10 protein-coding genes and 1 pseudogene are annotated in these 12,758 nt (G+C 44.4%); 4 read left to right on the top strand and 7 right to left on the bottom strand.

The annotated features are described in order from the left end of the window. A partial coding sequence (locus tag WG8_RS02180; protein WP_007428416.1) for an exosporium glycoprotein BclB-related protein occupies positions 1-566 on the top strand: 566 nt, incomplete at its 5' end. Between the two features lie 56 nt (positions 567-622). Here WG8_RS02180 and nirD read toward each other — a convergent pair. From nirD to WG8_RS02145, 7 genes are all read right to left on the bottom strand, one after another. Continuing rightward, positions 623-943 (bottom strand): nitrite reductase small subunit NirD, encoded by a 321-nt coding sequence (gene nirD, locus WG8_RS02175; protein ID WP_007428415.1) that lies wholly within the window; start codon positions 941-943, stop codon positions 623-625. Between the two features lie 41 nt (positions 944-984). Continuing rightward, on the bottom strand, positions 985-3,414 hold the full coding sequence (nirB, locus tag WG8_RS02170; RefSeq protein ID WP_043890701.1) for a nitrite reductase large subunit NirB: 2,430 nt from the start codon (positions 3,412-3,414) through the stop codon (positions 985-987). Between the two features lie 465 nt (positions 3,415-3,879). Further along, positions 3,880-5,739, bottom strand: a complete 1,860-nt coding sequence (locus WG8_RS02165) for a beta-glucoside-specific PTS transporter subunit IIABC (protein ID WP_007428413.1) — start codon at positions 5,737-5,739, stop codon at positions 3,880-3,882. A gap of 139 nt (positions 5,740-5,878) precedes the next feature. Then, positions 5,879-6,838, bottom strand: coding sequence for a DUF7916 family protein (locus tag WG8_RS02160; RefSeq protein ID WP_007428412.1), 960 nt, complete (start codon positions 6,836-6,838; stop codon positions 5,879-5,881). 45 nt (positions 6,839-6,883) lie between these two features. Next, positions 6,884-7,333, bottom strand: a complete 450-nt coding sequence (gene rpiB / locus WG8_RS02155; RefSeq protein ID WP_007428411.1) for a ribose 5-phosphate isomerase B — start codon at positions 7,331-7,333, stop codon at positions 6,884-6,886. A gap of 19 nt (positions 7,334-7,352) precedes the next feature. Next, the gene (gene rpe / locus WG8_RS02150; RefSeq protein ID WP_007428410.1) at positions 7,353-8,009 is read right to left on the bottom strand and encodes a ribulose-phosphate 3-epimerase; all 657 of its coding nucleotides are present in this window, start codon (positions 8,007-8,009) and stop codon (positions 7,353-7,355) included. 415 nt (positions 8,010-8,424) lie between these two features. Continuing rightward, positions 8,425-9,435: a LacI family DNA-binding transcriptional regulator gene (locus tag WG8_RS02145; RefSeq protein ID WP_043890695.1), complete on the bottom strand. Its 1,011-nt coding sequence runs from the start codon at positions 9,433-9,435 to the stop codon at positions 8,425-8,427. 238 nt (positions 9,436-9,673) lie between these two features. Between WG8_RS02145 and WG8_RS02140 the strand changes: the two genes are divergently transcribed. The 3 genes and pseudogenes from WG8_RS02140 to WG8_RS27700 all read left to right on the top strand — a co-directional run. Further along, a complete protein-coding gene (locus WG8_RS02140) occupies positions 9,674-11,344 on the top strand; it encodes a spore germination protein (protein ID WP_007428408.1) in 1,671 nt (556 codons plus the stop codon). A 24-nt stretch (positions 11,345-11,368) separates the two neighbouring features. Then, positions 11,369-12,472 (top strand): GerAB/ArcD/ProY family transporter, encoded by a 1,104-nt coding sequence (locus WG8_RS02135; RefSeq protein WP_043890700.1) that lies wholly within the window; start codon positions 11,369-11,371, stop codon positions 12,470-12,472. Continuing rightward, positions 12,465-12,758: pseudogene (locus WG8_RS27700) on the top strand (Ger(x)C family spore germination protein); the annotation flags it as partial. The gene WG8_RS02135 and the pseudogene WG8_RS27700, both read left to right, overlap by 8 nt.

Below are 12,758 nucleotides of genomic sequence, written 5' to 3'. Positions count from 1 at the left end.
CCGATGGCATTGCCAGACCCGCTGGACCTACCGGAGCCACGGGCTCAGGAGCGATCATCCCATTCGCTTCAGGTGGACCAGCGACTATGACAACCATTGCTGACGGGTTAGCAGGAAGCACAAGTTTAATCGGTTTCGGAAGCTCAGCAACAGGAATCAGCATTGTAGGCGGAGCCATAGACCTAACAGGTACACTGCTAGGACCACTGACTAACTTCGCTTTTTCCGTTCCACGGGATGGCATAATTACATCCATTGCCGGATATTTCAGTACAACTGCTGCCTTGACCCTCGAAGCATCATCCGTAAGCATTACTGCTCAGCTATTTAGTTCCCCGACACCTAATAACACCTTCACACCTGTTCCCGGAGCTGCCGTCACATTAGCTCCACCACTAACAGACACGATCTCCTTGGGTAATTTCTCCAGCGGTATCACTACCGGATTGGCTATACCGGTAACAGCGGGAACCCGGCTGCTCCTCGTCTTCTCCGCGACAGCTACAGGGGCCTCTGTTCTTAACACCGTTATCGGTTATGCAAGTGCAGGTATTACCATTACCTGAGCCAAGATAACAAGAGCCCCACAGGATTGGGTCCTGTGGGGCTCTTGTTATCTGTATTAAAGGGATATTTTCACTTCTTCTCCGTCTTCCTGAATGTCGAAGGTTTTGACTTGTCCGGTATCAGGGTCTTGAACGAGACCCGTCTCCAAATCAATCTTCCAATCACGCAGCGGGTCATAAATGTAATGACCTGATACGATGGCTTCGGTAAGCGGCCCCCCCTTCGGATGCGGGTTGGAATTTTCAACAGCATAAAGCTTGTTCTCCGAAGTGCGGAATACTGCGATTTCCTTATCATTCAACCGGATAGTCCGTCCAATTCTATTAGGAAAATCCTTACTGTGACCGACAATAAGCCACTCAGCATGTTTAATCATTCGCTTGATTGCTCCCTTCTCCAGGCATGATTTGAATAAATTCACACAACAGACGGTGTAACGACTTCAAATAAGTTCTTACGCGAATCCGCATTATGGATAATCTTTTTCCATGGGTCTTCAACCTGTTGCAATGCAAATTCAATCCGTTCTATTAAAGCTTTACGATTATCTATATCGTGAACGACAGCCTTCTGAATCTCTTCAAGGCCAGTCCGTTCAACCCATTCCGAAGTACGTTCCAGATATTGGCCTGTTTCACGGTAGAGCTGCATCACGCCTGCCACAATATCAATCAATTCAGCATCCGTCTTCACTTTGCAGAGCGAATCAGCCAACCGCGCTTTGATACCGCCGTTGCCACCGATAAAAATCTCCCAGCCTCCATCATTGCCTACAATTCCGATATCCTTCGTACATGACTCCGCGCAGTTGCGTGGGCATCCATTAACCGCTAATTTGAATTTTGCCGGAAAATCCAGTCTCTCGAATTTCCGTTCCAGCACTTCGCCCATTCCCATTGAGTCCTGTGTGCCAAAACGACAAAATTGCGATCCAACACAGGTTTTAACTGTACGAAGCGATTTTGCGTAAGCATATCCCGACGGCATGTCGAGTTCTTCCCACACCTTAGGCAAATCCTCTTTACGGACACCAATCAAATCCAGCCGTTGGCCGCCTGTCACTTTAACAACCTTAACATTGTATTTAAGAGATACATCAGCTATTTTTTTCAAATCCTCTGGAGTGGTAACACCGCCGTACATTCTTGGCACAACTGTAAACGTTCCATCCTTTTGAATATTCGCGTGCAACCGCTCGTTCACAAACCGGGAATCTTCCTCATTTTCATGCGTATCCGGGTTAATCATTCCCAAATAATAATTCAGTGCCGGGCGGCATTTGGAGCAGCCTTCATCATTCTGCCAGCCTAGTACATTCATCACTTCACGTGTCGTTGTAAGTCCCTTGGTTTTGATCGCTGCAACAATTTCATCCCGGCTCAAGGTTGTGCAGCCACATATTCCTTGCTTGGCAGCACTCTTGAAGCTGTCGCCCAGAACATACTGAAGAATTTGTTCAACGACCGGCTTACACCCTCCGCAGGACCGCGTTGCTCCGGTGCATGCTTTAATTTCGTCGACTGTGGTCAGTCCATTTTCATTGATTGCATCAACAATCGCCTTTTTAGTCACACCATTGCAGCCGCAAACAATTTCATCATCAGCCATCGTCTCAGCGGATAAGGTTTTAGCCCCGTCTTTACTGCATCCGGTACCCATAAGCTGTCCATATATCTCATCTGTCATCAACGTTTGCTGCCGTACATATTTCTGAAGACTGGCAGATTCGCTCACATCTCCGAACAGCACAGTTCCAACAATCTTGTTTTCACGAAGCAGTACTTTTTTGTAAGTGCGCTTCCACTCATCCTTCGCTACGATCACCGTATGCTCAGGAGCAGTTATGAATTCGCCAGCCGAGAAAACATCCACCCCTGAAATTTTGAGCTTGGTGGAAACCACTGATCCCGCATAGCCTTCGGTATCTGCACCTGCCAAATGTTTGGCAATTACACTTCCCTGTTCAAACAGCGGGGCAACCAGACCGTAACAGATCCCGCGGTGCTCAGCACACTCCCCTACAGCATATACATCTGGCATGGAAGTCTTCATCAAATCATCGACTACAATTCCACGGTTCGTTTCTATACCACTTTGCACAGCCACCTGAATGTTAGGCTTGATCCCGACGGCCATAACTAGCAAATCTGCTTCCAGCTCGCTTCCATCCGAGAAGCGCAGTCCCTGTACCCGATCTTGACCGTACACCTCTGCAGTTTGCATTTGCATGGCAAATTTGATTCCCTGGCGTTCCAGTTCTGCTTTCAGCATCGCAGAGGCTTCCCGGTCCAGCTGACGCTCCATCAAATCCTCCATCAAATGAACGACCGTTACGTCCATGCCGAGATTGACCAGACCTTTGGCTGCTTCCAGTCCCAACAGCCCTCCACCAATGACCGCTGCCTTTTTATAGGCTTTCGCCGCCTCAAGCATTGCCGTACAATCGGCGATATCCCGAAAACCGATGACGCCCGGTAATTCTTTTCCCGGAATAGGCAAAATAAACGATTGGGAGCCCGTGGCTATCAAAGCTAGATCGTAATCAATTTCCAGTCCGTCCTCAGTATGAATCCTCTTTCTTTCTCCGTCGATGTTCCGTACCATTTTCCCAGTATATAAAGTAATACCTTGATCCTCGTACCATTGCAAATCGTTCAGTATGATATCCTCAATGGTCTTACTACCCTCCAAAACATAAGAGAGCATAATCCTGTTATAGTTCGGATGTGGCTCACTTCCAAGGACCGTAATTTCATATTTATCCGTTAATTTTAAAATCTGTTCGACCGTATTGATACCAGCCATCCCGTTCCCTATCACAACAAGCTTCTTTTTACTGTTTATCATATACCGGTTTCCTCCATTCATTCGACGACATCTCCTGCGTGCTTATGAATATCTGTCTATGCTTTTATTCTAATATAGTGGAGCACGTTATATGTGATTCAAATCACAATGTGGTTTAAATAATAAAAATTAAGGGTTTTCCCTATTCTCATTCAAGGGATTAAGGTAAATATCTATAATAAACTACCATTAATGGTAATTTATTATGATTTCCGCGAATGCATTTACCTTATCTAAGAGACAGAGCAACATCAAGGCCAAAACGATTTACCGAAGGAAGTAATCGCATAGGGAAAACGGAGAGCACGCAAAGGATATTACCCTACTTCAGTCTTGAGGAGGCCTAAGATGATTCGGCCAAAAAGAAACCACCTCTGGAAAAAGGGAATACCCTTTAACGTGCTCCAGAAGCGGTTTCTCTTTATTTTTATAAATTATTGCACTTGATTTTAACATTTCAATATCTTATCGCTTGACCTCCAACAATGATTCTCCCGTTTGCACCCGGCTGCTGCCCAGCACTTTAATTTCCGCATATTGAGCCGTGTTGGTCACAATAACCGGTGTCGTCAGGTCATAGCCCAATGCTTTAATTTCCTCAATATTGAACTCGACCAGCAGTTGACCTTTTACAACCCGGTCACCTTCTGCGATATGCATTTTAAAATGCTGCCCCTTTAATTTAACAGTGTCCATGCCGATGTGAACAAGGATCTCCGTTCCCCCATCCGATACAAGTCCAATCGCATGGCCTGTGCGGAAGGCATTAGCTATCGTTCCATTGAACGGCGAGAGCAATTTGCCATCCTCAGGTACAATAGCAACGCCTTTCCCCATGGCTCCAGTAGAGAACACTTCATCAGATATCTCGGATAACGGTTTGACAGCACCCGTCAGCGGGCTGGAAATATTCTCGTTCGTCAGCGCAGGAGCTGGGGTTCCAGCTTCTTTCTTCTCTTCATGGACTGCAATCATTTCTTTTTCCATAGAATCATTAAATCCAAAGAAATACGTGGTAATGGCTGTGAATACATAAGCTACTATAATGGCAATTACAAATCCGGCAAATCCTGTGCCGAAGAAAATCGGCAGGGATGCCAAGCCCGGTATACCTGGAGCAATGGCCACGGAACCTGAAGCACCCGTGATCGCCCCAGCGATAGCACCCCCGATAATAGCCCATACGAACGGTTTTTTATAGCGGATACTAATCCCGTAGATGATCGGTTCCGTGATGCCAAACAAACCAGTTATCGCCGCAGGCCCTGCAATCGCTCTTACTTTTGGATTTTTAGTTTTAAGGAATACACCCAGTGCTGCACCTGCTTGGGCAAAGTTAGAAGGTGCCATTAATGGTTTCATGGTATCATAACCGTATACCGCAATGTTATTGTACATAATAGGAATAAACGCCCAGTGTAGTCCCATAACTACCAGCAGCTGCCATCCAGCACCCATAATAACCCCTGCTACAATCGGACTCAAATGATATAAGAAAGTGTAGCCCTTAGCCATTCCCAAGCTCGCATATATTCCAATCGGTCCAACCGCAATCAGAGTCAAGGGAACAATGACCATAAGACAAATAAGTGGCGTTATAAAATTTTTCACGCTATCATGAATAACTCTATTCAGGAATTTCTCCAAAATTGATAGCAACCAAACCGCAATAATCACCGGAATAACCGAGGAAGTATAACTCATAAGAACAACAGGAATATTGAAGAACGTAATATCTGCTTTATCGTTATATAAAGTAATAATATTCGGGTATACCAGAGCTCCCGCTACTGCAAGCGCTACAAACGTATTCGCTCCAAACTTTCTCGAAGAAGTGACTGCAATCGCCAGCGGCAGGAAATAAAAGATACTGTCTGCGGCAGCGAACCAGATCGAATAGACACCACCTGTTTTGGTGAGCCATCCCAGCGAGACGAGCATTAATAAAAGCCCTTTCAAAATCCCGGAAGCCGCCAGTGCCCCCAAAAATGGTGTGAAAATACCGGAAATAATGTCCACCGTTTTGTTGAACCAGTTGCCTTCAGTAACAGCGGATGCATTTGATTTGTCGTTATCTCCAATGCTGCTGATCTTTGTAATGTCTTTATACACATCGCCTACCGTATTGCCGATGACCACTTGATATTGTCCGCCGCTTTCGACCACCGTAATGACGCCGGCAATGTTTTGCGTTTTGCTTTTATCAGCCAGCTCTCTGTTTTTTAGTTTAAACCGCAGCCGAGTGGCGCAATGCACCAAGCTGGAGACATTCTCTTCTCCTCCGACGGACGCCAATATATCTTTTGCCAGCTGTTCATTTGACATGCTGCTCGCTCCTTTAATCCCTTTTGGCATATTTCTACGAAAGTAAACGTTTACATGAATGGTAGTAATCCAAAGACTCTACACGCACTCCAAGGAGTACGAAAAGAATATAGAGTCTTTAAATTACACGGGTCAATCGTTAGCGGCTTCTGCCTACCATTCTTTTGATCGTATGTCTGCGTCCCTTAATGGATAGTGCAAGCTGGTAAACGTTCTCAGGAAGAGGTGTTCCGGCATAGCCACCATCTCCAATAGCATGAATATCCGCCCCTGTTTGCTTCATCATGAGTGCGATCCAGGCAATCGTTTGAATATCAGCACCTTCAACCGAACTGTTCAGGAAAGAAAGAGCAAGCGTTCCGGGTTTATACGAATGGACAAATTCTACACATTGTCTGACATGCTCTACGGTAATGCCATGTCTGGAGCCAGGTGCGGGTAACGTAATAACGTCAGCACCAGAATCGATCAGATCCTTAATAATTTCATTGGAAGGTCTCTCGCTCAGCGGATCACCCAGCACCTTCTCAATGGTTCCGTCTTCCCATTTTCCGGCACAGATCAGGATTTTGTCTCCCAGTGTTTCTTTTGCCAGCTTGGTTGCTTCAATGATCCGTTCAAAGGTTGTACCTGCGGAAGGATTTCCTCCAAGTACGATAAAGTCAGCTCCAATCTCCAAGGCACGCAGGAAGTTCTCCCTGGAAGCTACTCTTCCTTCTTTGGCCTCCACGTACTGCTCTCCCGCTACCTGAGCATCAGGGCTTGGGCATTCAAAATAAATGCCGAGCGGAACTCCAGCCCATTCTTTGACTTGCTTGAGACTATACGGCTTCTCGGCCAGCTTGCCGTGCTTCATTTCACGCAATCCAATATTGGATTCTTCCTTGATCATATCAAAGCCGTTCAGCATAACCATATCTGCGCCGTAGGCAGCCTGGATTTCCGCATTGGTAACACCATCCACCAAACCGGTGTTTATCATTACAAGATGTTGTCCCATAATGACGCGTCCTTCAGAAGCCAGGATAGACTCTTTCAAATCTGCTGCGCTAAATTTCAAAATATCGCTTTTGGTGCTGGCAATTAATCTCTTTACCAATGTAATCTCCTCCATATCATGTATGTTTGTATAAGTGGTTGTTTATCAGCATAAATGCTGTTCCTCGATGTCGGATATCATCTTGATGCGGTCGCCATGACGGCCTCCTTCAAACTCAGCCTCCAGCCATGCTTTCACAATCATTTTCGCCAATTCGCTTCCAACGACACGCGCACCGAATGCAAGAACATTCGTATTGTTGTGCTGCTTGGACAATTGCGCGGAATAAGGCTCGCTGCATACCACGGCCCGGATTCCCTTGACCTTGTTGGCCGAGATGGATATCCCCACGCCTGTGCCACAAATCAGAATACCTGCATCAGCTTGCTTTCCGACTACAGCCTCTGCAACGAGTTTCCCATACTTTGGATAATCGGTTCTTTCTGAAGTTTTCGGTCCGTAGTCCATGACCTCATGACCCAGTTCATTAACATAAGCGGAAATAATCGCTTTAAGCTCTATAGCCACATGGTCGCTTCCAATAGCAATTCTCATGGCTCTATTCCTCCCCAATTTAAATATTTTTCAATCTGTTAACAATGGCTTTGTAAGGCTCATCTTTGCCAAACAAAGTGGAAGTCCCCAAAACGAATCCTTCAACGCCGTAGTGTGCCAATTCGTTGATCTTCTCTTCGGAGATCGCACCGTCTACCACGATTGTGAAATTCAGTCCTTTTTCATGCTTGTATGCTTGTAATGCTTTAATCTTGTCGTTCACGAAGGTTAAATAGGTTTGACCTGCAAAACCGGGATTTACGGTCATGACCAACACATAATCGACCATCCCAAGCAAAGGTTCAACCGAAGCAATGGCTGTTCCCGGATTAAGAGCAATCCCTGCCTTGATCCCCCTGCCAACAATTCGGTCGATTGTGCGCGTCGGGTGCATATCAGTCTCTGGATGAAAGTAAATGATGTCTGCACCCTTATCGGCAAACAAATCAATATAGGCGGAAGGATTATCGATCATCAGATGCACGTCCACTGTTTTTTGAGTTTGTTGGCGGATGTATTCCAAATCCTGAAGTCCCATTCCAAAGTTGGGGACAAATTTACCGTCCATAATATCGATATGATAAATATCCACATTGGCTTCTTCCAGTGCGTTTACTTCGTGTTCCAATGATCTGAAATTAGCGCACATCATGGAAGGACATAATAGCATACTCATTAATAATCACCCTTCTTAAGAAATGGAGTAAACGATTACTCAAACGGCATAATAGAATTTTTCCTTCCCTCAAAATTTATCAGATTGTTTCTTATGCCCTTCGGTTATGAATAAAATCAGGTGGGATAACGTTTACCCAATAAAGACAAGAAAACAGTTCATGGCTTGGATTCATCACTTGTTGCTTGCTTACAACATCATATTGATTTTGGTGTCCGTTTGGGTAAACGATTACATTTAGCATAATTAAAATTATCATTTTCTGATACTGTTGTCAAACCATTTTTTGTTGGAAATTCTACGGGAAAGTATACAGCCTGATAAAGTACACCATCTCACTCTATGAGAGGTAGTATAAAACCTATGCTTACCTCTCCCGTAGCTAATCCAAGAATTCCCATAAACCAACATACAACTAGGTGGTACTACGTTGGATCAACCGTACGGGGACAGAATAATGTTGCTCCCGTTCGATCTTTTCTCCATTCAGCATACGGAGCAGCATATTGCATGCATTATCTGCAAGTGTTTCTTTATCTTGTTCTATTGTAGTCAACGGTGGATTGCAGTATTGGGAAATTGTATCATTATCAAAACCTACTATTTTGACTTCATCCGGAACCTGCACTCCGTATTTCTGTAATGCGAGCAATGCGCCCAAAGCCAACCAGTCATTGGTAGCAAATATACCGTCAAACCGAAGTTTTTTCTCCAAGACGCGCTCAATAGCCGCCTGCGCGGTTTCCAAAGTAGGCCCATCATTTCGAACTGCAACCAAGCGGTCCTCTGATGGGTACAGTCCGTGCTTTTGCAGAGCATCTTTATACCCGTACAGACGCTCATTAACAGAGGAGAGATTGTTTTGCTTGGTCAGCAGTAAAATTTCCTTGCAGCCTTTGTTAATCAGCTCCTCTGTCGCCAAAAATCCACCCTCATAATGATTGGACTCGATAAAAGCCACATTCGTATTAATCTTCGGCCGACGGTCAATACATACAATCGGAATGGGCCGTTTAAGCAATTCCGCGGAAAGCTCCTCCTGTCCCGAAATACAGACCAGACCATCTACCATTTTTCCATCCAGAGTTTTCAGATACTCTCGTTCCTTCTCTGCATCTTTAGCAGTATTACATATAATGGTAGAGTATCCTTGTTTAAAAAAGAAGCTTTCCACTTTTTGTACAATGACTGAAAAAAATTCATTATTAATATCCGGCACCAAAACGCCAATCGTCTGCGATTTACTCATTCTCAGGCTTTTGGCGATACTATTGGTCTCATATTGGTACTTTTGGATAACTTCATTAACCTTCTGTCGCGTTTCCTCAGAGAAGCGGCCATTCTCGTTAATCACACGGGAAACCGTTGCTACAGAAACCCCACTCAATCTGGCAATATCTTTTATTGATATTTGATTTTTGTTCATAATTTCCCTCGAATAATCATATTGAGTAATCGTTTTCCTATTTGGAGATTAGCATAGTCTTAATATTGATGTCAACTTACACAATAGCATAGAACGAGGTTTTCGCAAAAATATGTGGAGACGGCAAATCATCATTCCGTTTCATGAGTAAATAATTCCTTTACAAGGAATACTTTATGGACAACCTGTTTATTCTACGGGGAAATGAATTGAATTGAATGGTTTGGGGGGCATCATCATGTGGTCCAAAATAGTACCTTTTATTCCAAGCTGGGTTACATTATTTCAAGCCGGCCTCGCGTTAATTTTCCCATTAGGGATTTATTATATAAACAATTCAATTTATTCACTTGTGGGCAGTAAGGGTGCAATTTCCAAGCATCCTCCTGACCGTTCATCTGCCAATAAAGATCACAAAACGCATGCTGATCAGCAGCAGGAACCAGACTCCAAAATTACAGGGGATTATGATACTGACTTGAAATTGATCCAAGCAGCTATAGGCGAGAATAGTGATGTGCATTTTCGTGAGTTCATGGTGAAAAAATTTCATGCACGGTCCGTGTTAATCTTCATCGAAGGCATGCAGGATGAAGAGCTTATGAACAAGCAAGTATTGCAGGTCTTAATGTTTGAGGGCCAACAGGAACAGCCGGAACGTATAAGCAAATCTTTTATAAAAGAAAGCTTGATGCCACTTACGCAAATTAGTGAAGTTACCGATATGGAGGAACTGCACGAGTCTATCCTTTTAGGCAATACCGCACTATTGATTGAAGGAATGAAGGAAGCACTGCTGGTGGGGTCCCCTAACGGCTCTGTTCGATCCGTGAATGAACCAACCTCTGAAGCATTACTTCGTGGTCCCAGAATTGGCTTTACGGAAGTATTAAGTGAAAACACTTCGATGCTTCGACGTCAAGGCTTAAATAAAAGTTTGGAATTGAAGAAATTCCAAGTCGGAAGCAGAATCAAAAAAGACCTGGTTATCGCGTACATTAAGGATATTGTGAATCCGGATCTTCTAGAAGAAGTGAACCACAGAATTTCAAAAATAGACATGGATTTTTTGGCTGAATCCGGTTATGTAGAACAACTTATTGAAGACAATTACTTAAGTCCTTTCCAGCAGGTTCACAACACAGAGCGACCCGACCGTGTCATTAATGCGTTGCTGGAAGGAAGAATAGCCATTCTGCTGGACGGGACTCCTTTTGCACTTATTGTCCCGGTGACCTTCAGTATGCTGCTTCAATCTCCCGAAGACTATTATGAGCGCTGGATTCCGGGGTCACTTTTACGTTTGCTGCGATTTTTCGGAGCTTTCATAGCACTGATGGGTCCTGCTTTGTATATCTCTTTTATATCGTTTCATCCCGGTTTGATTCCGACCAAGCTGGTTATTAGCATTATTCAAACTCGTCAAGGAGTCCCTTTTCCATCCGTCATAGAAGTCATGATTCTGGAAATTTCGATCGAAATCCTAAGGGAAGCCGGCATACGATTGCCTAAGCCTGTTGGTCCTGCGATGGGCATTGTCGGAGGTTTGGTCATTGGCGACGCTGCTGTAAATGCGGGCATTGTCAGCCCATTCCTGGTCATTGTGGTTTCAGTTACTGCTATTTCTTCGTTTTCGATACCGTCATACAGTGCGGGCATCAGCTTGCGCCTTTTACGTTTCGTCGGAATGCTCTTTGCAGCAGTTCTGGGCATGTTCGGTACCATTTTGTTCTTCCTGTTAATTTGTATCCATATGACGAAATTGAAAAGCTTTGGCGTACCGTATGTGACTCCCTTCTCCCCCATGCGTACAAGCGATTGGAAGGATGTATACATCCGGGCTCCTTTATCTAAGATGAAACGAAGACCTATTATGATGAAAACTCAGCAAAGCAAGCGCAAATCATAGTACCCTGAGGATGGAGGAATTATGGTGTTTACACGCTCTGATGATAAGATCACAACCAAGCAGGCCGCCGTTTTCCTGACCAATACGGTGCTCGGGGCAGGGATTTTGACACTGCCAAGAGGTGTGACTAAAACAGTACAGACGCCTGATGGGTGGCTTTCTGTCCTGATCGGCGGATGTATTGTCATATTAGTGGTCTTGGTGATGGTGAAATTAAGTCAACAGTTTCCCGAAAACACCGTATATCAATACTCCAGGAGAATCGTAGGAACTATTCCAGGAGGATGTTTAAGTATGTTATTAATTATATACTTTCTCATCATCGCTGGCTTTGAGATACGTGTATTAGCGGAAGTGACGTTGTTTTATCTGCTCGAAGGGACACCGATCTGGGCGATTGTCATTCCATTCATCTGGACGGGATGTTATCTGGTTTTTGGAGGCATTAATCCTATCGCGCGGCTATACCAGATTGTACTTCCGATCAGTCTTTTCTTTCTGCTTCTCTGTTTTTTCCTTAGCCTGAGAATATTTGAAATTGACCATCTTCGTCCCGTATTGAGTAACGGGATTCTTCCTGTAATCAAGGGACTAAAATCTACTGTCCTTGTTTTCACTGGATGTGAAGTAATCATGACACTGGTCGCTTTTTTGCAGCACCCTGAAAAAGCCGTCAAGGCCATGGTCGCAGGGATCAGTATTCCTTGGATACTGTACTTTTTGACCGTATTTATGGTGGTCGGCGGGTTATCTGTGGACTCAACTGTGACAAGCACTTGGCCCACCATTAATTTAATACGCACCTTTGAACTTCCTGGCTTTCTTTTTGAACGTATGGAGTTTCCGCTGCTGGTGATCTGGATGATGCAAATGTTTTGCAACTTCTGCAGTTTTTTCTTCAATGCATCTTTAGGTATCTCACAAGTGTTTGGTCTTAAATATCGTTATGCTGTATTCGGCTTAATCCCGGTTATCTTTATCTCCACGATGACTCCTATACGTATGACTGAAGTGTTTAGTCTGGGCGATGCGATCGGATACATGGGAATCATTTTATTTTTTCTGGTTCCGGTACTTCTTTCCATCGTTTTTATGATCAGGAAGAAGGGATTGAAGCAAAATGTGTAGACGACATATTCTATCTTTGCTGCTTGCCTTCGTTCTTTTGGTGACTCAAACCGGGTGCTGGAGCAGCAAAGAAGTGGAGGATTTAAGCATATATACAGGGGTGGCTCTGGATAAGGGGGAGCTCACTCCATTGGAACAAGGTCTGGAGAAGGAAGGCAGCCGATATTTCAAGAAAAATAAAATTACTGCCAGCGTACAAATTGTTCCCAAAAAATCTTTCGGCAGCACAGCTAAACAAGGCGGTGGTGGACAAGGGCCAAACTATATAAATATGGCTGCCACTGGC

Origin of the sequence: Paenibacillus sp. Aloe-11, assembly GCF_000245715.1 — a bacterium.
Lineage (GTDB): Bacteria > Bacillota > Bacilli > Paenibacillales > Paenibacillaceae > Paenibacillus > Paenibacillus kribbensis.
Note: the sequence above shows the minus strand (reverse complement) of the source record. Positions and strands in the feature narration are given on the sequence as shown.